This window comes from Nocardia higoensis NBRC 100133, from assembly GCF_000308595.1.
GTDB classification, from domain to species: domain Bacteria; phylum Actinomycetota; class Actinomycetes; order Mycobacteriales; family Mycobacteriaceae; genus Nocardia; species Nocardia higoensis.
In genome coordinates, this window is record NZ_BAGA01000091.1 from 1 (window position 1) to 21,171 (window position 21,171).

At 69.6% G+C, this 21,171-nt stretch carries 24 protein-coding genes and 1 riboswitch; of the genes, 10 read left to right on the forward strand and 14 right to left on the reverse strand.

Translation table 11 applies throughout. The annotated features are described in order from the left end of the window. The 4 genes from ON26_RS16280 to ON26_RS16295 all read left to right on the forward strand — a co-directional run. On the forward strand, positions 1 to 494 hold a 494-nt coding region (locus ON26_RS16280; protein ID WP_040797017.1), incomplete at its 5' end, for a lycopene cyclase family protein. Continuing rightward, positions 494 to 1,465, forward strand: a complete 972-nt coding sequence (gene ku, locus ON26_RS16285; protein WP_040797018.1) for a non-homologous end joining protein Ku — start codon at positions 494 to 496, stop codon at positions 1,463 to 1,465. The genes ON26_RS16280 and ku, both read left to right, overlap by 1 nt. Before the next feature lie 87 nt (positions 1,466 to 1,552). Further along, positions 1,553 to 2,200, forward strand: a complete 648-nt coding sequence (locus tag ON26_RS16290; RefSeq protein WP_040797019.1) for a TetR/AcrR family transcriptional regulator — start codon at positions 1,553 to 1,555, stop codon at positions 2,198 to 2,200. Then, on the forward strand, positions 2,160 to 3,386 hold the full coding sequence (locus ON26_RS16295) for an oxygenase MpaB family protein (RefSeq protein ID WP_040797020.1): 1,227 nt from the start codon (positions 2,160 to 2,162) through the stop codon (positions 3,384 to 3,386). Before ON26_RS16290 ends, ON26_RS16295 begins: the two co-directional genes overlap by 41 nt. Positions 3,387 to 3,442: 56 nt before the next feature. On the opposite strand, the gene ON26_RS16300 is transcribed toward ON26_RS16295, so the two are convergent. Then, positions 3,443 to 4,408, reverse strand: coding sequence for an NAD(P)H-dependent flavin oxidoreductase (locus tag ON26_RS16300; RefSeq protein WP_040797021.1), 966 nt, complete (start codon positions 4,406 to 4,408; stop codon positions 3,443 to 3,445). Positions 4,409 to 4,549: 141 nt separating this feature from the next. Between ON26_RS16300 and ON26_RS16305 the strand changes: the two genes are divergently transcribed. From ON26_RS16305 to ON26_RS16315, 3 genes are all read left to right on the forward strand, one after another. Then, positions 4,550 to 4,906: a nitroreductase/quinone reductase family protein gene (locus ON26_RS16305; protein WP_040797022.1), complete on the forward strand. Its 357-nt coding sequence runs from the start codon at positions 4,550 to 4,552 to the stop codon at positions 4,904 to 4,906. A gap of 139 nt (positions 4,907 to 5,045) precedes the next feature. Further along, positions 5,046 to 5,513, forward strand: a complete 468-nt coding sequence (locus tag ON26_RS16310) for a hypothetical protein (protein ID WP_051027145.1) — start codon at positions 5,046 to 5,048, stop codon at positions 5,511 to 5,513. A 103-nt stretch (positions 5,514 to 5,616) separates the two neighbouring features. Further along, on the forward strand, positions 5,617 to 5,919 hold the full coding sequence (locus ON26_RS16315; protein WP_040797023.1) for a hypothetical protein: 303 nt from the start codon (positions 5,617 to 5,619) through the stop codon (positions 5,917 to 5,919). A gap of 48 nt (positions 5,920 to 5,967) precedes the next feature. Here the strand turns inward: ON26_RS16315 and ON26_RS16320 are convergent, their stop codons facing one another. The 13 genes from ON26_RS16320 to ON26_RS16380 form a co-directional block, all read right to left on the reverse strand. Beyond that, a complete protein-coding gene (locus ON26_RS16320) occupies positions 5,968 to 6,762 on the reverse strand; it encodes an ABC transporter ATP-binding protein (RefSeq protein ID WP_040797024.1) in 795 nt (264 codons plus the stop codon). A gap of 54 nt (positions 6,763 to 6,816) precedes the next feature. Beyond that, on the reverse strand, positions 6,817 to 7,899 hold the full coding sequence (locus ON26_RS16325; RefSeq protein ID WP_083884132.1) for a FecCD family ABC transporter permease: 1,083 nt from the start codon (positions 7,897 to 7,899) through the stop codon (positions 6,817 to 6,819). Beyond that, on the reverse strand, positions 7,889 to 8,923 hold the full coding sequence (locus ON26_RS16330; protein ID WP_040797025.1) for an ABC transporter substrate-binding protein: 1,035 nt from the start codon (positions 8,921 to 8,923) through the stop codon (positions 7,889 to 7,891). Before ON26_RS16330 ends, ON26_RS16325 begins: the two co-directional genes overlap by 11 nt. A 15-nt stretch (positions 8,924 to 8,938) precedes the next feature. Next, positions 8,939 to 9,075, reverse strand: a riboswitch (adenosylcobalamin (AdoCbl) riboswitch). Between the two features lie 37 nt (positions 9,076 to 9,112). Further along, positions 9,113 to 9,559: a GNAT family N-acetyltransferase gene (locus ON26_RS31675; protein ID WP_051027146.1), complete on the reverse strand. Its 447-nt coding sequence runs from the start codon at positions 9,557 to 9,559 to the stop codon at positions 9,113 to 9,115. Positions 9,560 to 9,610: 51 nt separating this feature from the next. Further along, entirely contained in the window at positions 9,611 to 10,030 is a 420-nt protein-coding gene (locus ON26_RS16340; protein ID WP_245545877.1) for a DUF4189 domain-containing protein, read from the reverse strand. Positions 10,031 to 10,148: 118 nt separating this feature from the next. Next, positions 10,149 to 10,976: an alpha/beta fold hydrolase gene (locus ON26_RS16345; protein WP_051027147.1), complete on the reverse strand. Its 828-nt coding sequence runs from the start codon at positions 10,974 to 10,976 to the stop codon at positions 10,149 to 10,151. Between the two features lie 227 nt (positions 10,977 to 11,203). Beyond that, positions 11,204 to 11,587, reverse strand: coding sequence for a metal-sulfur cluster assembly factor (locus tag ON26_RS16350; protein WP_040797027.1), 384 nt, complete (start codon positions 11,585 to 11,587; stop codon positions 11,204 to 11,206). After that, on the reverse strand, positions 11,580 to 12,077 hold the full coding sequence (gene sufU, locus ON26_RS16355; protein WP_051027148.1) for a Fe-S cluster assembly sulfur transfer protein SufU: 498 nt from the start codon (positions 12,075 to 12,077) through the stop codon (positions 11,580 to 11,582). Before sufU ends, ON26_RS16350 begins: the two co-directional genes overlap by 8 nt. Positions 12,078 to 12,081: 4 nt before the next feature. Next, positions 12,082 to 13,353, reverse strand: a complete 1,272-nt coding sequence (locus ON26_RS16360) for a cysteine desulfurase (RefSeq protein WP_040797028.1) — start codon at positions 13,351 to 13,353, stop codon at positions 12,082 to 12,084. A 1-nt stretch (position 13,354) separates the two neighbouring features. Next, entirely contained in the window at positions 13,355 to 14,131 is a 777-nt protein-coding gene (gene sufC, locus ON26_RS16365; protein ID WP_040797029.1) for a Fe-S cluster assembly ATPase SufC, read from the reverse strand. A 35-nt stretch (positions 14,132 to 14,166) separates the two neighbouring features. Further along, positions 14,167 to 15,345, reverse strand: coding sequence for a Fe-S cluster assembly protein SufD (sufD, locus tag ON26_RS16370; protein ID WP_040797030.1), 1,179 nt, complete (start codon positions 15,343 to 15,345; stop codon positions 14,167 to 14,169). Further along, complete coding sequence (gene sufB / locus ON26_RS16375; protein ID WP_085999029.1) at positions 15,345 to 16,751, reverse strand: Fe-S cluster assembly protein SufB; 1,407 nt, start codon at positions 16,749 to 16,751, stop codon at positions 15,345 to 15,347. The genes sufD and sufB overlap by 1 nt, the downstream gene beginning before the upstream one ends. Positions 16,752 to 16,813: 62 nt before the next feature. Then, positions 16,814 to 17,614, reverse strand: coding sequence for a helix-turn-helix transcriptional regulator (locus ON26_RS16380; RefSeq protein ID WP_051027149.1), 801 nt, complete (start codon positions 17,612 to 17,614; stop codon positions 16,814 to 16,816). A 131-nt stretch (positions 17,615 to 17,745) separates the two neighbouring features. On the opposite strand from ON26_RS16380, the gene mptB reads away from it, so the two are divergent. From mptB to ON26_RS16395, 3 genes are read left to right on the forward strand one after another with little or no spacing between them, the layout of a single operon-like run. Beyond that, a complete protein-coding gene (mptB, locus tag ON26_RS16385; protein WP_040797032.1) occupies positions 17,746 to 19,428 on the forward strand; it encodes a polyprenol phosphomannose-dependent alpha 1,6 mannosyltransferase MptB in 1,683 nt (560 codons plus the stop codon). Continuing rightward, complete coding sequence (locus tag ON26_RS16390) at positions 19,425 to 20,354, forward strand: ABC transporter ATP-binding protein (RefSeq protein ID WP_040797033.1); 930 nt, start codon at positions 19,425 to 19,427, stop codon at positions 20,352 to 20,354. Before mptB ends, ON26_RS16390 begins: the two co-directional genes overlap by 4 nt. Beyond that, complete coding sequence (locus tag ON26_RS16395) at positions 20,351 to 21,142, forward strand: ABC transporter permease (protein WP_040797034.1); 792 nt, start codon at positions 20,351 to 20,353, stop codon at positions 21,140 to 21,142. Before ON26_RS16390 ends, ON26_RS16395 begins: the two co-directional genes overlap by 4 nt. Positions 21,143 to 21,171 lie beyond the last annotated feature (29 nt).

A 21,171-nucleotide genomic window follows, 5' to 3' on the forward strand; every position in this document is an offset into this window, starting at 1 on the left:
GGGCGCGGCTCGAGCACCGGCTGGCGGCGCGCGGCATCGCGCTCGACGGCAGCGAACCGGTGGAGCGGGTGCGTTTCCCGGTGCAGGGCGGCAGGCCCGGCGCGCACCGGTTCGGCGCGGCGGGCGGTTTCCTGCATCCGGCGACCGGTTACAGCGTCGCGACCTCGCTGAGCGCGGCCGACGAGTTCGCCTGCGGTGCGCCCGCGCGGCTGGGCCGGGCGCACGCGGTGCACGCCCTGCGGGTGGCGGGACTGCGCGCGCTGCTGGCGCTGCCACCGGCCGATCTGCCGGTGTTCTTCGATGCCTTCTTCTCCCTGCCGCCGGATCTGCAGCGCGCGTATCTGTCCGGTCGCAGCGATCTCGCCGGCATCGCGGGCGCCATGTGGGCGTTGTTCCCCGCCGTTCCTCCGGGTCTGCGGTCCCGAATCGCCGCCGCCACCTGCGGATTCTCTTTTTCGTCGCGGACGCCGACCGGTTCGTCCATGATGGAGTGATGGCACGGGCTATCTGGAAGGGCTCGATTGCGTTCGGGCTGGTCAACGTCCCGGTGAAGGCGTACACCGCCACCGAGGACCACGACATCAAGTTCCACCAGGTACACGCGAAGGACGGCGGACGCATCAAGTACCAGCGCGTGTGCACCGTCGACGGCAAGCCCGTGGACTACGTCGACATCGCCAAGGCCTACGAATCGCCGGAGGGTGAGACGGTCATCCTCTCCGACGAGGATTTCGCCCGGCTGCCCGCCGCCGAGAAGCACGAGATCCCGGTACTGCAGTTCGTGCCCTCCGAGCAGATCGATCCGATCTTCTACGACAAGAGCTACTACCTCGAGCCCGACTCCAACACCCCGAAGGCCTACATCCTGCTGGCCAGGACCCTCGAGCGCATCGACCGCACCGCGCTGGTGCATTTCACGCTGCGCCAGAAGACGCGGCTGGCGGCGCTGCGAGTGCGGGAGGGCATGTTGATGGTGCAGACGCTGCTGTGGCCGGACGAGGTGCGCGCGATCGAATTCGAGTCGCTGCACGAGGCCGCCGAGCCGCGGCCGCAGGAGATCAAGATGGCCGAGACGCTCGTGGAGAGCATGTCCGACGATTTCGATCCCTCGCAGTACACCGACGAATACCAGGTCGAGTTGCAGAAGATGCTCGACGAGGCCGTCGCGAGCGGTGGCACCGTCCCCACGCCCGCCGAGACCGCCCCCGTCGGCACCGATGCGGAAGTGGTCGATCTGGTCGCCGCGTTGCAGCGCAGTCTCGAGGCCAGCGGCAGGCGTTCGGCGAAGTCCGGCGGGACGGCCGAGAAGAAGACCGGCGGGACCACCAGAAAGGCCGCGGCGAAGAAGAGTTCGAGCGGATCGTCCGGCAAGACCGCGAGCAAGAGCACGGCGCGCAAGAGCACCGCGAAGAAGGCCCCCGCGAAGAAGACCGCGCAGAAGGCGCCGACGCGTAAGGGCGCCTGATCGACACGCCACCTCGCTCGACGACAGGCGCGTCTGCCTGGAGTCCCCCTCATTGACTCAATGAAACAAACTTTGTAGATTTGTTTCATGCCCCACGACGATGTGGACGCGGCGATTCTGGATGCGGCGCTCGAACGCATCCTGCAGGTAGGCGTCCGGCGCACCAGCCTCGAGGATGTCGCGCGCCGTGCCGGGGTCAGCCGCGTCACGATCCATCGGCGGTTCGGCGGCAAGGACCATCTCGTCGAGGCGGTGCTCGGCCGGGAGACCCAGCGCATGCTCGCCGAGGTCACCGCCATCGCGACGACCGCGTCCGGGATCGACGCCCAGATCGAGGAGACGATCCTCTACGTCCTGTTGCAGACCCGGATGCATCGCATGGTCACCGAATTGCTGCGCGTCGCCCCGGAGGAAGTGCTCGGCTTCTACACCGTGCAGGGCGAGCGACAGGTCCGGATGGGCATCGACTACATCGTCGAGATGCTCGGCCATGCACGCAAATTGGGGCTCATCGACGACTACGACATCGAGCCGGTCGCCGAACTCGTTGCCCGGCTGGCCCATTCACTCATGCTCACCCCCGACGGCGGCGGGGTCGAATTCACCGATCCCGACGCCGCCCGCCATTTCGTCCGCACCACCGTGGTGCCGCTGATGAAGCACGGAATCGCCACCGCAGCAAAGGAAGACACCGATGACCGCCACCACACGACCGATCCCCACCCGGCATCCTGACAGCCCGCGCAAGGTTCCCGGCCTCGGTCCGTTCGCGAAGCTGCTCGGCATCGGCAACCCCGACGAACAGCAGTGGCGCCGGCTCGGCGAAGCGCTGCTCGTCGGCGACAAGCCGATGGACGAGCTCGTCGAGTGGATGTACGCCGAGGGTATGGGCAAGACCCGGCCGATGTTCGACCGGGCGCTCGAGGTCGGCATCGACAACGTGCCGGGCGCGCCGGAACCGTTGCGGCGCTTCTTCACCGCGATCGAGGACACCCCGGACTGGGTGGATCAGGACCTGCTGCGCCGGGGCGAGCGGGTATATCGATCCGGCGGCAACGACGCGCTCTACTTCGCCCGCGACGTCTCTTTCGTCGGCGGCTACCTCGCCTCCGGCTTCAACAAGACCCTGTTGCGCACCGGCGCGCTGGAGAAGGGTCCCGGCAAGCGCTTCGCCGAGACCCTGACCTGGGCGATGGACGTCTCCTCGGTCGACGGCATGGCGCTCTACGGACGCGGCTACCGTTCCACCCTGCACGTGCGCTTCATCCATTCGATGGTGCGCCGCCACGTCGAGGCCATGCCGGACTGGCGCACCGACGAGTGGGGCCTGCCCATCAATCAGACCGATATGGCGGCGACGCTGGTGGGCGCGCTGCTGGCCCCGTTCGTCGGCGGCATGGCGATGGGCATCGTGCCCTCGCGTGCCGATATCGTCGCCGCCGCCCATCTGACCCGCTACGTCGGCTGGCTGATCGGCGTGGAGGACGAGTGGTTGCCGCACGGATTCCGCGACGGCGTGCGCATCCTCAACCACTGCATGACCGCCATCACCAATCCCGACGACACCAGCAGGCAACTGGCCCTGCCCATGGCCGACGACCCGCTGAACTGGCATTACCGCAACATGCCCGGCCTGCGTGGCCGGATCGCGCGGGCCCAGCACCTGTCGGTGGCCAGCACCTTCCTCGGCCCCAAGTCGATGCGCGTGCTCGGCCTGCCCGCCTACATGCCGCCGTGGTACCCGGCGCTGCGCATCCCGATCAACCTCACCAACAGCCTCGCCAATGCGGTGGTGCCCGGCCGGCGCGACCGCGCCGCCGTACGGGGCCGCCAGGCGCAGGAGGCGTTCGTGCGGCTGCTGACCGGGGAGGATGCCGCCACGATCGGGGAGTCCGCGCCCGCCATGGACAAGTCCGCCTGAGGCGGAGTCCTGGACAGCCGGGACAACGGTCGGCCGGGGCCTGTGCCGGCCGGCGGCTAGCCGACCAGCAGGCGCTCGCGGGCGGCCGCGTACTCGGCGGCGAGCTGGTCGACCACCTTCGCGGTCGGGCGGATCTCGGCGACGCCGCCGACGCCGTGGCCCGCGCCCCAGATGTCGCGCCAGGCCTTGGCGCCGACGACCTCGCCGTCACCGAAGTCCATCGCGGCGGCTTCGGTGGCGGCGAGCTGCTCGGGGTCGATGCCCGCGGCGACGATGCTGGGCCGCAGGTAGTTTCCGTGCACCCCGGTGAACCGGTCGGTGTAGACGATGTCGGCGGCCGAGGAGTCGACGATCATCTGCTTGTACTCGGGTACCGCGTTCGCCTCTTCGGTGGCGATGAACATCGAACCGATATAGGCGAAGTCGGCGCCCGCGGCCTGGGCGGCCAGCACCGAGCGGCCGTGGGCGATCGAGCCGGACAGCGCGAGCGGCCCGTCGAACCAGGAGCGGATCTCCTGGACCAGCGCGAACGGCGACTGGCTGCCCGCGTGCCCGCCCGCGCCCGCGGCGACGGCGATGAGGCCGTCGGCGCCCTTGTCGATCGCCTTGCGCGCGAAGGCATTGTGGATCACGTCGTGCAGCACCACGCCGCCGTAGGCGTGGATGCGCTCGTTGACGTCGGGCCGCGCGCCCAGCGAGGTGATGACCACCGGAACCCGGAACTCCTCGACGACCCGTAGGTCCTCCTCCAGGCGGTCGTTGCTCTTGTGCACGATCAGGTTCACCGCGTACGGCGCGCTCGGCGAGTCCGGGTGCGCGGCATCGTGGGCGGCCAGCGCCTCGGTGATCCGGGTCAGCCACACCCGCAGTTCCGATTGCGGGCGGGCGTTGAGGGTCGGGAACGAGCCGATCACCCCGGCGGAACACTGCGCGATCACCAGATCGGGAGTGGACACGATGAACATCGGCGAGGCGATCACCGGCAGACGGAGTCGGTCGCGCAGAATGCTGGGCAGGCTCATGGGACATCCTCGAAAGCAGCGGAAACGGTCGTGTCGAGGATAAGCGGCAGTGTCGTATCGCATTTCGGCGCGATGCCCGGCCCGCTCCCCCGCCGACTAGGGTGATCTCCGCCGGGTTCCGCCGGCGAGGAGGAGGAGATCGTGGAAGCGAAGAAGGCGGCAGGCGCCGCGTTGCACGGATTCAACACCGGACTGGGCTTCCTGCTCGACACCCCGCTGGTCGGTCCGCTGCTGAGCAAAGGGCTGGCGACCGTCACCTATGTGGGCCGCCGCTCCGGGAAGACATTCAGCACACCTGTCGGCTACCGCCGCGACGGCGACGACATCGTCATCGCTGTCGCCATGCCGGACAAGAAGAACTGGTGGCGCAACTTCCTCGACGACGGCGCGCCGATCACGGTACGTATCAACGGCATCGATCGTCGCGGGCACGCGGTGACGACGCGCGACGAGCGCGGTGGCGTGTCGGTGCGGGTGCGTTTCAGCGCGCAGGGCTGACCGGCGCGCGTCCGGCCGCGTTTCGACCTCCCTCCGCCGGGAACTCCGCCTCCGACCTGCGGCGTTGCGCAATTCCCGGACCGCGGCGCAGTCCGGCTCCGGCGCGCGGCCCGTCCCGGCACGGACAGGAGGCGAGGGCATGGCACCCGACGGCACCCCACCGGATCGCAGCGGTGCGGACGGTCCCTTGGCCCGGCACCGCCGCCCCGAAGGCGTCGACGACCTCACCGTCGAGGCCGCGGGCAAGCTCTCCGAGGCACTCGAGCAGACCGAGCGAGCCCGCGGACACCTGTACTCCTTCCACCAGCTCACCGGCGGCGCGGACTTCCTGCTCGACGAAGCGACCGAGCTCTTCCGCCGCGCCGGCCACCCCGAGATCGCCGAGCGCATCACCACCGAGCTGATCGGCCGCAACGTCCTGCCCGGCCGCTGGACGTTCCAGATCGTCGAGGACTACGACGAGGGCTATTACGCGCTGTTCCGCGAGACCGAACGGCGCGTCCGCGACGAACTGCTCGACGGCCGCACCCATCTCTACGAGGCCGAGCTGAAGGAAGCACGCCGGACCCGCGGCCTGCGCGGACACGAGGCGACGCCCCCGGAGTGAACGATTCCACCTCGGCAACAACAGCTAACGGCCGGCATTCCGGCGGCGTACCGTGGCGCATACGGCAACTCCATTCGGCTGCGCACACATCCCGGAGGATCCGATGACCACTGCCGCGCATCAGGAACACACGGACCACACCCACGTCCACGGTGAAGGCTGCGGACACGTCGCGGTGCCGCACGGCGACCACGTCGACTACGCCCACGACGGGCACATCCACCGCGCCCACGAGGGGCACTTCGACGAGTGCCCGCCTCCGGAGGGCCACCACCCGTGCGAGCACCACGATCACGTCCATGGCGAGGGCTGCGGCCATGTGGCCGTGCCGCACGGCGACCACGTGGACTATGTCCACGACGGCGAACGGCACGCCGCCCACGACGGTCACTACGACGAGCACTGAGCGCGAGCCCGGCCCGTCGGAACCCGAGCTGCGGGTGCTCGGCGGGCGTCACGGTCGGGACGGCACCGCCGGACACGCGGGTTCGATCGTGCCCCGGCGATAACGGATGACCGGGACGCCCTCGTCGAGGACCACTGCCGCGCGCACCCCGTAGACGCGGTGGACGAGATCTTCGGTGAGCGTCTCGGCGGGCGTGCCGTGCGCGGCGACCCGGCCGCGGTCCAGCACGAGGACGCGGTCGCAGAACATGGCGGCCAGGTTGAGGTCGTGCAGGGCGATGACGCTGGTGACCGGCAGGCGGGTGACGAGATCGAGGATGTCGAGCTGATGGGCGATGTCGAGGTGATTGGTCGGCTCGTCGAGGAGTAGCTCACCGGGCTGCTGGGCCAGGGCCCGCGCGAGCTGGGCGCGTTGGCGTTCGCCGCCGGAGAGGGTGCGCCAGCGGCGATCGGCGTGAGCGGTCAGGCCGGTGGCTGCCAGGGCCTCGGCGATCGCCGCATCCTCCGCCTCGTCACGGCCGAAGAGGTCACGATGGGGAATGCGACCGAGGCGGACGACCTCGCGGACGGTGATGTCGACTTCGGTGTGCGCGTGCTGACCGACCACCGCCACCCGGCGTGCCAGCGGGCGTCTGCCGAGGTGGCGCACGTCGGTGCCATCGAGAGTCACCGTGCCGCTGTCGGGGCGGTCGATGCCCGCCAGCAGGCGCAGCAACGACGACTTGCCCGAGCCGTTCGGTCCGAGCAGGCCCAAGGTCTCGCCGGGCCGGGGCCGCACGGTGACGCCGTCCACGACGAGCGCGCCGCCGCGCGTCCAGCGCAGATGTTCGGCCGCCACGCTCATCGGCCGTCCCCCATCGTGCAGGCGAGGAATGTGCGGGCAAGCATCATCGGTCCGTCATCCCTCGCTTCTGGTCCGCAACAAGAGCAGGGCGAAAGCGGGCACGCCGATGAGCGCGGTGAGAACGCCGACGGGAACCTCCTGCGGCGCGAAGATCGTGCGCGCCGAGGCGTCCACCCACACCAGGAAGACCGCGCCGGTCACCGCGCTGACCGGGAGCAGCCGGGAATGGCGGACCCCGACCACGAGGCGGGCGGCGTGCGGGAGCACCAAGCCGACGAAGCCGATCGCGCCCGCCACGCTCACCAGGACCGCGGTGATCGCCGCGGTCACCACGAGCAGCAGCAGCCGGACCCGGCCCACCGGGATCCCGAGCGTCGCCGCCGCCGACGAGCCGAAGGTGAACGCATCCAGACTCGCCGCCTGCCACAGGCAGATCGCCAGGCCGGTCGCGCAGACGGAGCAGGCCAGGCCGACATCGGTCCAGTCCGCGCCCGCAAGCGAGCCGAGCAGCCAGAACAGCACTCCGCGGGTGCGTTCGGCGTCGGCGGAGGACAGCACGATGAACGAGGTGAGCGCCGAGAACAGTTGGGTGGCCGCCACACCCGCCAGCACGATGCGGGCATTGCCGCCGCCCGCGCCCGCCGCGAGCACCAGCACGAGCGCGAACGACAGCAGCGCGCCGACCAGCGCGCCGCCCGACAGCGACACCAGCCCACCACCGACGCCGAGCACCGCGACGACGACCGCACCGGTGGAGGCTCCCGAGGAGATTCCGAGCACGAACGGGTCGGCCAGCGGATTGCGCAGCAGCGACTGCATGATCACCCCGCACACCGCCAGCCCCGCCCCGCACACCGCGGCCAGCAGCGTGCGCGGCAGGCGTAGTTGCCACACGATCCCCTCGCGGATCGGCGAGATGTCCGCTTCACGCAGGCCGAGCTTGTCGAACAGCACCGCGTAGACATCGCCGACCGAGAGATTCGCCGGGCCGATCGTGACGGTGACGGCGATCGAGACGATCAGGACCGTCAGCCCGGCGACGACCAGCGCCGCGGTGAGCGCGCCGCCGGAGAGCCCACGCGCCCGGCCCGTCTCGGCGGGCTGCTCGGGATCGACGGTCAGCACGTCAGCCGCCATAGCCCCACTGTTCGAGCGCGGCCGCGACCTTCTCGACGCCGTCGACGGTCCGGATCGACGGATTCAGGTCCGCGCCGTTGACCACGACGTAGCGCTTGTCGCGCACGGCGCTCAGCCGCGAGGTCACCGGATTCGTCTCCAGGAACTCGATTTTCGAGTCCAGCCCGTCGCCGGTGAGCTTGCGCCTGCTCAGGTCGGCCAGCACCAGGGCGGTGGGATCGCGATCGAGCACCACCTCCCAGCTCACCTGCGGCCATTCGTTGGTGGTGTCGTCGAAGACATTCTTCGCGCCGACCCCGTCGGTGATGATCCCCGAGGAGCCGCAGCAGCCTGCCACATAAGGGGTCGAGGTGTCGGCGAACCAGAACGCCAGCGAGACACCCGAGGCATCGATGCGGGCGACGGCGTCGTCGTAGCGGGCGCGCAGTTCGGCGATCAACTGGTCGCCGCGCTCGCGGACGTCGAAAACGGCTGCCAGGTCGGCGATCTCGGTGTAGACCGCTTCCATGGTCAGCGGCTCGGTGCGGTTGCCGTCGGAGTTGACGCTGTTGTCGTCCTTGCCGTCGCAGTCGGTCGGCGAGAGATAGGTCGGCACGTTCAGGCTCGCGAACTGGTCCCGGTCCGCGACGCCGCCGGGACCGAGCGTGCCGCCGAAGGACGCGGAGACGAAATCCGGTTCGGTGTCGAGCACCACCTCGAGAGAGGGCTGGTTGTCGGCGAGCCTGGGCACCCCGGCGTTGGCCTCGGCGAGGTTCTCACGGACCGGGTCGGTCCAGGTGGCGGTACCGACCATCCGATCGGCCAGGCCGAGGGACAGCAGGATCTCGGCCGAACCCTGGTTCAGCGCGACAGCGCGCCGCGGCGGCGCCGGGACGGTGACCTCGACGCCGCAGTTGGTCAGGGTCAGCGGAAAACCGCTGCCGGAAGCGGCGGGGATGTCGTCGGTATCCGCGCCGCCGCCGGCACAGCCGGCCAGGACGAGGGCGAGCGCGGCGGCGAGAACTGCCACGGGACGGGAACGCATCGAGCGTCGACTCCTTTGTCGGGGCCTGTTCGCGAGGCCGGAATCAGCACGACACGGTGAGCGATCGGACTTCACCCCGTAGGGCGTCACCGTTGCGCGCCAGTCCCGGATTCGCACCGGGTTCCCTCACCGCGTCGCCGGTTGACACAGCAACCGCACCAGGAGCGTAACCCACACGGCGACGGGGGATCACACCGCCTGCACGTACCAGTCCAGCGGGCCGGCGTCGTCGGTGACGATGCTGCGCAGGAACTTGAACCTCGCCCGGCGCGCCACCGCCACCGACGACGAATTGGCCGGATCGGTGCGCAATACGACTTCCTCGGCGTGGCCGGAGGCTGCCATGTACCGGCAGCCGAGGATCACCGCGCGGGTCGCCAGGCCGCGCCCGCGCCACGGCTTGTCGACGGCGTAACTGAACTCCGCCTGATCGGCGCGCAGGTACGGCGCCTCGGCGCGCACCCCGAAGGTACCGACGACCTCGTCCTCGGCGAGCAGCACGATCTCGTAGATCTCCAGCTGATCCGACTCCGGTGAGCCCGCGGTCACGGGCGGCGCGGCCGACTCCGGTCCGAGCAGATGCGGCCGGCCGGGACTGGCAGGCCGCAGGGCGATGATGCCGTCGGAGAGGTACACCCCTTCATGATCATCAATGCGGTCGTCCGATCAACTCGGCGACACGCCGATTCAGCCGATCGGATCGGCGGTGCACCCGGCAACCGCCACCTGCGCCGGACGCGCCTGGGCACTGCCGAGATCCGGGAACGGAGGCGCGCTCTCGCCCAGCGAGGCGACCGCCGCCTGCTCGGCCTCGGCACGGGAAGGCGCTGCGGCCCAACCGAATCGGCCGTCCGCGCCCCGTGCGATGGCGCCGCAGTTGTCGACGAGGTGCAGCACCAGATCGCAGTCGTAGACAGCGCATTCGCGGATCGCGGCGGCATCGGCGACGACGCGGCTGGGATGGCCGAGCGCGGCCACCGTCCGGCCGGTGCTCGGCGACAGTGCCAGGGTGCCGTAGGACTTGGCCGCGGCGGCCGCCGAACCAGCGCCCATCAGCGTGGCGACGGCGGTGGAGGCGACCGCCACGGCGGCGGACTTGCGCAACAACGACAAAGAAGATCTCCCGGTAGAACGAGCAAACGGACAGATCTTCGCCGAGTGCGTTCCGATTGTCCAGAGCCTCGCATCGGCCACCGGCGCACGCCACCGCGGCGGCCCCGATGCCTCAGGAGGTGCCGGCGATCGCCTCGCGCACCATCTCGGCGACCCGGGCGGGTTGCGACACCATCGAGACATGGGAGGCATCGACTTCGGCGGTCCGACCGGCCGCTGCCCGGTCCGCCATCTCCCGCTGCAAGGCGGGCGGGATCACCCGGTCCTGCGTGGAGACCAGGAACCAGCTGGGCGTGTCCGCCCACGAGGGCATGCCGGAGGGTTCCAGGTTGGCCACCAGCGCTATCGACTTCTGGTGTGCGTACATGTCCGCCGCCACCGCGTCGGAGACATCCTGGCAGAACACTTCGTGGAAGTACGGCTGGGCGACGTAACCGTCGAGACCGACGCCGATCGGGCCGGTCGGATCCGGCACCGCCCGCACTGCCAGGGCGGGCGGGAGGAGCCTGCTGCCCGGGAAGGTGATGGGGTTGAGCAGGCCCTGCACGAACTCGCCCTGCGCGGGGGCGAAGGCGGCGACGAAGACATCGGCCCGGACATCGGGGTCGTGGGTATTGGAGATGACCATGCCGCCGTAGGAATGTCCGACCAGCACGATCGGGCCCTCGATGCCGTCGAGGAACTCGGTGAGCCTGCCCGCGTCGAAGGCCGGGCCGCGCAGCGGATTGTCGAAGGTGCGCACCGGATAGCCGTCCGCCGACAGGTCTGCGGCGACGTCGGCCCAGCCGCTGGGATCGGCGAAGGCGCCGTGGACGAGCACCACGGTGGGTTGCGGCGCCGCCTGCGCCTGCCCCGTGGTGAATCCGGCGAGCACGAGCAGGGCTGCGGCGGCGGCGGCTGCGCGGCGCAGCCCGCGGCCGGTTGTACGTCGGATAGGCATGAATCCTCCAGAAATCGACAGGGAAAATCCTCGGACGAATCCAGAAATCCACGATCGGCAACCGGTTGGCTGCGCGAGGACAATTGTTCTTCCCCGCGCGTCACCGCGCTACCCCGGCGTACCCATCCCGCCGCCGCGCTGGAGGACACGGAGGCGGCGAACGCCCGAGACGGCGAGATCTCCCCGTCCGGGCGGACGGGGAGATCTCGTTTCGGGAAGAGCGTGGGTCAGACGGTGAAGCCGAGGGCGCGCAGCTGCTCGCGGCCGTCGTCGGTGATCTTGTCCGGACCCCACGGCGGAATCCAGACCCAGTTGATCTCCAGGTCCTCGACCAGGCCGCTGCGCACCAGCGCATTGCGCGACTGGTCCTCGATGACGTCGGTCAGCGGGCAGGCCGCCGAGGTCAGCGTCATGTCCAGCTTGGCGACATCGTTCTCGACTCGCATCCCGTAGACCAGGCCGAGATCGACGACGTTGATGCCGAGCTCGGGGTCGACGACATCGCGCATCGCCTCCTCGAGGTCCTCGAGCAGCTGGACTTCCTCCGGTGACAGTTCGGCCTGCGCGCCGGTTTCCGTCGTGGCCTGCTCGGCCGCCGGTGTCTCACTCATGGGCGTTCCCCGTTTCCGCTCGGGAGGTGTCTGCGTTGTCCCCCGAGGCACTGTCTTCTGAAGCGATCCGAATCACCGCGTCCTTGAAGGCGAGCCAGCCCAGCAGGGCGCACTTCACCCGCGCGGGGTACTTGGAGACGCCCGACAGGGCGACACCGTCGCCGAGCAGCTTCTCGTCGCCCTCGATCGTGCCGCGGCTGGAGATCATCTCGTTGAAGGCGTCCACGGTCTTCAGCGCCTGCTGCACCGGCAGGCCGATGACCTGATCGGTGAGGATCGAGGTCGCCGCCTGGCTGATCGAGCAGCCCTGGCCGTCGTAGGAGACGTCGGCGACGTCGCCGTCGACCAGATGCACACGCAGGGTGACCTCGTCGCCACAGGTGGGGTTGACGTGGTGCACCTCCGCGCCGAACGGCTCACGCAGGCCGCGGTGATGCGGATGTTTGTAGTGGTCCAGGATCACTTCCTGGTACATCTGCTCCATACGCATGGATCTAGACCGCCCCGCTCACTCCGAAGAACTTCTGCGCCTTGCGCACCGCCGCCACCAGCGCATCGACCTCGTCGAGGGTGTTGTAGACCGCGAAGGAGGCGCGCGCGGTGGCGGGCACACCGAGACGGCGCATCAGCGGCCAGGCGCAGTGGTGCCCGACGCGGATCGCGACGCCCTCGTCGTCGAGGATCTGGCCGACGTCGTGGGCGTGGATGCCGTCCACCACGAACGACACCGCGCCGCCGCGGTCGACGTTCTCGACGGGGCCGACGATGTGCACACCCTCGATGGCGCTCAGCCCTTCGAGCGCCGCGCCGGTGAGCGCGTGCTCGTGCGCGGCGACCGCGTCCATGCCGATGGCCTCGAGATAGCGCACGGCCGCGCCGAGTCCGACCACCTGGGAGGTCATCGGCACGCCCGCCTCGAACCGCTGCGGCGGCGGGGCGTAGGTGCTGACCTCCATGGTGACGGTCTCGATCATCGAGCCGCCGGTGATGAACGGCGGGGTCACCTCGAGCAGCGCGCGGCGGCCGTAGAGCACACCGACGCCGGAGGGACCGAGCATCTTGTGGCCGGAGAACGCGGCGAAGTCCACCTCGAGCGCGTGGAAGTCGACCGGCATGTGCGGCACCGACTGACAGGCGTCGAGCACGGTCAGCGCGCCCACGGCCTTGGCCCGGCGCACCAGCTCGGCCACCGGGGCCACCGCGCCGGTCACATTGGACTGGTGGGTGAACGCCACGACCTTGGTCGCCGGGGAGAGTTCCAGCGAATCCAGGTCGATGCGCCCGTCGTCGGTGATCCCGTACCACTTCAACGTCGCACCGGTGCGGCGCGCGAGCTCCTGCCAGGGCACCAGATTCGCGTGGTGCTCGAGCTCGGTGACGACGATCTCGTCGCCGGGACCCACGTGATACGGGAAGCGGTCGTCGGCGAAGGCGTAGGTCACCAGGTTCAGCGACTCGGTCGCGTTCTTGGTGAACACGATCTCACCTGGGTCGGCGCCCACGAACCGGGCGATATCGGCGCGCGCGCCCTCGTAGGCGTCGGTCGCCTCCTCGGCCAGCTGGTGCGCGCCGCGGTGTACCGCGGAGTTGCGTTCGGTCAGGAACTCGCGTTCGGCGTCGAGCACGCTCAGCGGCCGCTGCGAGGTCGCGCCGGAGTCCAGGTACACCAACGGTTTCCCGTCCCGGACCGTGCGGCTCAGGATGGGGAAGTCGGCCCTGATGCGGGCCACGTCGAGTGTGTGGCCCGTGACAGGCGCAGCGGTCATATCAGGCTCCCGCGGTCGCGGTCTGGGTGAAGCGGACGTAGCCGTTGGCGTCGAGTTCCTCGGCGAGTTCCGCGCCGCCCTCGGCGACGATGCGGCCGCCGACGAAGACGTGCACGAATTCCGGCTGGATGTAGCGCAGGATGCGGGTGTAGTGGGTGATCAGCAGGACGCCGCCGTTCTCCCGTTCCCTGTAGCGGTTCACGCCCTCGGACACGATGCGCAGCGCGTCGACGTCCAGGCCGGAGTCGGTCTCGTCGAGGATGGCGATCTTCGGCTTGAGCAGGGCCAGCTGCAGGATCTCGTGGCGCTTCTTCTCGCCGCCGGAGAAGCCCTCGTTGACGCTGCGGTCGGCGAAGGCGGGGTCGATCTCGAGCTCGCTCATCGACTCCTTCACCTCCTTGACCCAGTGCCGCAGCTTCGGGGCCTCGCCGCGCACGGCGGTCGCGGCGGTGCGCAGGAAGTTCGACATCGAGACGCCGGGCACCTCGACCGGGTACTGCATGGCCAGGAACAGGCCCGCGCGCGCCCGCTCGTCCACCGACATCTCCAGCACGTCCTCACCGTCGAGGGTGATCGAACCGGAGGTCACGGTGTACTTGGGGTGGCCGGCGATGGCGTAGGACAGCGTCGACTTGCCCGAGCCGTTGGGGCCCATGATGGCGTGCGTCTCGCCGGAACGGATGGTGAGGTTCACGCCGTTGAGGATCTTGATGGGCTCGCCGGACTCGTCGGGGTTGGCGACCTCGGCGTGCAGATCCTTGATTTCCAGGGTGGTCATGGAGTTCCTTTGCGGGGAGAGAAGTTTCGTGGGTGTCAGACGCCGATCGCGGCGAGCTCGGCCTCGATGGCCGCCTCCAGCCGCTCCCTGACCTCGGGCACCGTGATCTTCTGGATGATCTCGTGGAAGAAGCCGCGCACCACCAGGCGGCGGGCCGCCTCCTCGGGAATGCCCCGGGCGCGCAGGTAGAACAGCTGCTCGTCGTCGAAGCGGCCGGTCGCCGAGGCGTGTCCGGCACCGACGATCTCGCCGGTCTCGATCTCCAGGTTGGGCACCGAGTCGGCGCGCGCGCCGTCGGTGAGCACCAGGTTGCGGTTCAGCTCGAAGGTGTCGGTGCCCTCGGCGGCCGCGCGAATCAGTACGTCGCCGACCCAGACCGTGCGGGCGTCGCCCTTCGGCGAATTCGGATCACCTTGCAGCGCGCCCTTGTACAGCACGTTGGACTTGCAGTGCGGCACGGAGTGGTCGACCAGCAGGCGCTGTTCGAAGTGCTGACCGGCGTCGGCGAAGTACAGGCCCAGCAGCTCGGCGTCGCCGCCGGGGCCGTCGTACTTCACGGTGCCGGTCAGGCGCACCAGATCGCCGCCGAGGGTGACCACGGCGTGCCGCAGGGTGGCGTCGCGGCCCAGCCGCGCGTGGTGGGCGGTGACGTGCACGGCGTCGTCGGCCCAGTCCTGGATCGCGACGACATCGAGCCGGGCGCTGTCGCCCAGCACGAACTCCACGTTCTCGGCGACGGTGCCGCTGCCGCGCTGGTCGATGACGACCGTGGCGGTGGCGAAGGCGCCGAGCCGGATCTGCAGATGACCGTAGGCGGTCTTGCCCTCACCGGGACCGGTCACGGTGACGGTGACCGGCTGGCCCAGCTCGACCTCCTTGCCGACCGACACGATGGTGGCCGACTCGAACCCCGAGTACGCCTGCGCCGCAACGCGATCGGCGGGCACACCGGCGGCGCCGAGGCGCTCGTCGGTGCGATCGACGGTCTCGGTGGTCACGCCGTCGGCGGGAGTCACCTCGACAGTGATCTGCCCGTCGCGTACGGCGGTGCCGTCGTGCAGGCCGCGCAGCCGACGGATCGGGGTGAAGCGCCAGGCCTCGTCGCGGCCCGACGGCACCTCGAAGGCGTTCACGTCGAACGACGTGAACACTTCACCCTTGTTGACGGCCGGTGTGCGAGCCTCGGCGGCCTCGGCGATGTTCTCCACGGCCATCAGCCGACGGCTCCTTCCATCTGCAGTTCGATCAGGCGGTTCAGTTCCAGGGCGTACTCCATCGGGAGTTCCTTGGCGATCGGCTCGACGAAGCCGCGCACGACCATCGCCATCGCCTCGTCCTCGGTCATGCCGCGGCTCATCAGGTAGAACAGCTGGTCCTCGGACACCTTCGAGACGGTGGCCTCGTGGCCCATCGTCACGTCGTCCTCGCGGATGTCGACGTAGGGGTAGGTGTCGGACCGGCTGATGGTGTCGACCAGCAGCGCGTCGCACTTCACCGTGGACTTCGAGCCGTGCGCGCCCTTGTTGATCTGGACCAGGCCGCGGTAAGAGGCCCGGCCGCCGCCGCGCGCGACCGACTTCGACACGATGGTCGAGGAGGTGTTGGGTGCCAGGTGCAGCATCTTCGCGCCGGTGTCCTGGTGCTGGCCCTCGCCGGCGAAGGCGATCGAGAGCACCTCGCCCTTGGCGTGCTCACCGGTCATCCACACGGCCGGGTACTTCATGGTGACCTTGGAGCCGATATTGCCGTCGATCCACTCCATGGTCGCGCCCGCCTCGGCCTTGGCCCGCTTGGTGACCAGGTTGAAGACGTTGTTCGACCAGTTCTGGATCGTGGTGTAGCGGCAGCGGCCGCCCTTCTTCACGATGATCTCCACGACCGCGGAGTGCAGCGAATCGGACTTGTAGATCGGCGCGGTACAACCCTCGACGTAGTGCACGTAGGCGCCCTCGTCGACGATGATCAGGGTGCGCTCGAACTGACCCATGTTCTCGGTGTTGATCCGGAAGTAGGCCTGCAGCGGGATATCGACGTGCACGCCCGGCGGCACGTAGATGAACGATCCGCCCGACCACACCGCGGTGTTCAGCGCGGAGAACTTGTTGTCGCCCGCCGGGATGACCGAGCCGAAGTACTTCTGGAAGATCTCCGGGTGCTCCTTGAGACCGGTGTCGGTGTCCAGGAAGATCACGCCCTGGGCCTCCAGGTCCTCGCGGATCTGGTGGTAGACGACCTCGGACTCGTACTGCGCGGCGACACCGGCGACCAGCCGCTGCTTCTCCGCCTCGGGGATGCCCAGCTTGTCGTAGGTGTTCTTGATGTCCTCGGGCAGCTCTTCCCAGGACGTCGCCTGCTTCTCGGTCGAGCGCACGAAGTACTTGATGTTGTCGAAGTCGATGCCCTCGAGGTTGGAGCCCCAGTTCGGCATGGGCTTGCGATCGAAGATGCGCAGCGCCTTGAGCCGCTGCTCGAGCATCCATTCCGGCTCGCTCTTCTTGGCCGAGATGTCGCGCACGACAGCCTCGGACAGGCCGCGCGTCGCACTCGCGCCCGCCACATCGGAATCGGACCAGCCGTAGCCGTAATTGCCCAGCGAGGCAATGGTCTCTTCCTGGGTCATGGGACCTGCGGTGGACTCGGCCTCGGTGTCGACGGCACTCGTGCCTGCCGCTGCGGTCGTCGTCATTCGGCACTCCTTCCGGAGTCGTTCGGTGCTGCCGCCGCGGGCTGTGCGGCGGTTGAGGGAGCAGCTTTCTTCGGTGGTGCTGTTGTCGTGGCCGCCACCGGAAGTAGCGGTACGTGGGTGGTGCACGCGCAATCGCCGTTGGCGATGGTCGCCAGACGCTGCACATGGGTGCCGAGCACTTCGCGCAGAACCTCGAGCTCGGCCTCGCACAGCTGCGGGAACTCCTCGGCCACGTGCGCGACCGGGCAGTGGTGCTGGCAGATCTGCACGCCCGCGCCCACCTTGCGGGTGGAGGCGGCGAAACCGGAGCCGGTGAAGGCCTCGGCGAGTTCCTCGGCCTTGGCCTCGGTGCGCTCCGGGCTGTGCTCGTCGACCGGGGCGATGCCCGCCACGATCGTGCGGGCCCGCTTGCGCGCGAAATCGGTGATGGCCTGTTCGCCGCCGATCTCGCCGAGCTGGCGGATCGCCGCGCCGGCGAGGTCGTCGTAGGCGTGGCCGAGCTGTCCGCGTCCGGCAGCGGTGAGCTGGTACTGCTTGGCCGGACGCCCTCGCCCTTTCTGCTGCCACGAGGCCGAGCGCGCGGCTCTGGCCTGGCCCGACTCGATCAGCGCGTCCAGATGCCTGCGCACCCCCGCGGGCGCGAGACCGAGCCGGTTGCTGATGGCCGTCGCGGTGATCGGCCCCTCCTCCAGCAGCAGCTGGACGATGGCGGCCCGGGTGTGACCTTCGGGGGCAGCCGACAACACGGCGCCGGTCGTCGCACGACCGGTTCCGGCATCGCCTTTCCGCAAACCCACGGTTTTCACAACATCAGTGTGGCGGAATTCCTTCCCGAAATCTAATAAGGGTGCCCTGAGAACAGGGCCTGCTCGGCTGCGACCTTCGCCACAGTCGTGGCCCGCCCCGGCCGCGCACTAGGCTCCTCCGGGTGGCGGTACTGGAGGGCGCGCGGCGCAAGACACTGGCTCTGGGGCGCCGGGCACTCGGACTCGATGTGCCCGCCGCCGATCACACCATCGCGGTGCTGCACCGCGAGGAATCCGAGGTCCCCGAACTCGACCGCAGGGAAGTCGTCCAGCTCGACCGGATCCGGCTGCTCGGCGCGACCGGCACCGTGCTCATGGCGATCAGCGCGCTGGGCATCGGCGCGCAGCCGGTGCAGCAGAATCCCACCTCCGGCATGCGGGTGCTGGGCATCTTCGCCCGCGCGCACACCGGCTCGCTGGCGATGTGCATGATCGGCGCGGTCGTCGTGGTGCTGGCCTGGCTGCTGCTCGGCCGCTTCGCCATCGGGAACTTCGGCGGCACGCCCCGGCACCGGCTGACCCGTTCCCAGATGGATCGCACGCTGCTGCTGTGGATCATCCCGCTCAGCGTGGCCCCGCCGCTGTTCAGCAACGACGTCTACTCGTACCTGGCGCAGAGCGAGATCGCCGCGCGCGGCATCGACCCCTACAAAGAGGGCCCGGTCGCGGGCCTGGGCATCGACAACGTCCTGACCAACAATGTGCCCACGATCTGGCGGGACACCCCCGCGCCGTACGGGCCGCTGTTCCTGTGGGTGGGCCGCGGTATCGCCGAGCTGACCGGCGACAACATCATCCTCGGCGTGTGGGTGCACCGGGCGCTGGCGCTGGCGGGCGTCGCGCTGATCTTCTGGGCGCTGCCGCGACTGTCGGTGCGCTGCGGCGTCGCCCCGGTCGCCGCGCTGTGGCTGGGCGCGGCCAACCCGCTGGTGCTCTTCCACCTGGTCGGCGGTGTGCACAACGACGCGCTGATGATCGGCCTGATGCTGGCCGGGCTCGAGTTCGCGCTGCGCGCCATCGAGGACTGCGCCGCTTTCGACGGGCGGGCCTACGCACTGCTGATCGCGGGCGCGTTGATCATCGCGCTGTCCTCCTCGATCAAGATCACCTCGATCATCGCGATGGGATTCGTCGGGATGGCGCTGGCCAGACGCTGGGGCGGCGGCCCGCGCGCGGTGCTCACCGCGGCGGCGCTGCTGGCGGCGATAGCGCTCGGGACGACTTTGTTCGTGAGCGCCGTCAGCGGTTTGGGCTTCGGCTGGGTCCACACCCTCAACACCGCCAGCGCGGTGCGCAGCTGGATGTCGCTGCCGACGGCGATCGGCGTGATCACGGGATTCGGCGGCGTGCTGCTCGGACTGGGTGATCACACCACCGCTCTGCTGAGCATCACCCGGCCGATCGCCGCCACGGTCGCGGCTTTCATCACCGTTCGCATGCTGGTCGCCACCGGCACCGGACGTCTGCACCCGGTCGGGGCGCTCGGGGTCACGCTCGGCGCGATCGTGCTGCTGTTCCCGGTGGTGCAGCCCTGGTATCTGCTGTGGGCCATCGTTCCGCTGGCGGCCTGGGCCACCCGGCCGGTATTCCGGTTGCCCGCGGTCGCGCTGTCCGCGGTGGTCAGCGTGTTGCAGATGCCGCGCGGCGCCGACCTCGAGGTGTTCCAGATCGTGGGCGCGGCGATCGCCACCCTGGTGGTGTGTGTGCTGTTCATCGTGGTCACGCGCAACGCGCTGCCGTGGCGAGCGCCGACGGGGGTGTCGGCTCGGTCACAGCAGAGCACGGCCTACGGTGTTCCATCGTGAGCGCAGCCACCGGACCCGCCGTGTGCGTGGAGGACGTCGTCAAGCATTACGGCGACACCGCCGCCGTGGACGGGATCGGTTTCGAGGTCGAGCAAGCCCAGGTGCTGGCTCTGCTCGGACCCAACGGCGCGGGCAAGACGACCACCGTGGAGATGTGCGAGGGCTTCGTGCGCCCCGACTCCGGACGGGTGCGGGTGCTCGGCCTGGATCCCATCGCCGACTCCGAGCGGCTGCGCGCGCGCATGGGCGTGATGTTGCAGGGCGGCGGCGCCTATCCGGGCTCGCGGGCCGGGGAGATGCTCGATCTGGTCGCCTCCTACTCCGCCGATCCGCTCGATCCGGACTGGCTGCTCGGCGTGCTCGGCTTGCGTGACAATCGCAAGACCCCCTACCGGCGGCTGTCCGGCGGTCAGCAGCAGCGCCTGGCCCTGGCCTGCGCGCTGGTCGGCCGCCCGGAGATCGTGTTCCTCGACGAACCCACCGCGGGTTTGGACGCCCAGGCGCGCCTGATCGTCTGGGAACTCATCGACGCCCTGCGCCGCGACGGCGTGAGCGTGGTGCTGACCACCCACATGATGGACGAGGCCGAGCAGCTCGCCGATCAGCTGGTCATCATCGACCACGGCCACATCGTCGCCTCGGGCACACCCGCCGAGGTGACCGCGCACGGCGCCGCCGGGCAGTTGCGCTTCACCGCACCGCCCAAGCTGGATCTGGATCTGTTGCGCAGCGCGCTGCCCGAGGGCTTCACCCCGCGCGAGACCTCGCCGGGTTCCTACCTGCTCGAAGGCGAGATCGACCCGCAGGTGCTGGCCACCGTGACCTCCTGGTGCGCCCGGATGAACGTGCTGGCCACCGATATCCGGATCGACCAGCGCCGGCTCGAAGACGTCTTCCTGGAACTGACCGGACGGGACCTGCGATGACTCAGCACGACCTGACCACGAACCGCTTCGCGGCAGGCACCTTCGCACCCGACCCGCGCCCGAGCACCCGTGCGGCCATGCTCGCCGCACAGACCCGCCTCGAGCTGAAGCTGCTGCTGCGCAACGGTGAGCAGCTGCTGCTGACCATGCTCATCCCGATCACCCTGCTGATCGGCCTGACCCTGCTGCCCTTCGGTGATGTGGCCGACACCAAGGTCGACACGATCGTGCCCGCGGTGATGATGGTCGCGGTGATGTCGACCGCGTTCACCGGCCAGGCCATCGCCGTCGGCTTCGACCGCCGCTACGGCGCGCTCAAGCGCCTGGGCGCCACCGCACTGCCGCGCTGGGGGATCATCGCGGGCAAATGCGCGGCCGTGCTGATCGTGGTCGTCCTGCAAGCGGTGCTGCTCGGCCTGATCGGGGTCGCGCTGGGCTGGCGGCCCGGCATCGCCGGGCTGGCGCTCGGCGCGGTGATCATCGCGCTGGGCACGGCGATGTTCGTGGCGATGGGACTGCTGCTCGGCGGCACGCTCAAGGCCGAGATCGTGCTGGCTCTGGCCAATATCCTGTGGTTCGTGATGCTCGGCATCGCCAGTATCGTCTTCGCCTCCGACGACCTGCCCGCCGCGGTGACCATCCTGGTGCGGCTGGTGCCCTCCGGCGCGCTCGCCGAGACGCTCGAACAGGCGCTGGCCGGCGCGGTCGATGTGTTCGGCGTGCTGGTGCTGCTGGTCTGGGGCCTGGTGTGCGGCGCTCTGGCCGCGCGCTGGTTCCGGTTCGAATAGGCCCGATCCCGATCTAACGACGCCATGTA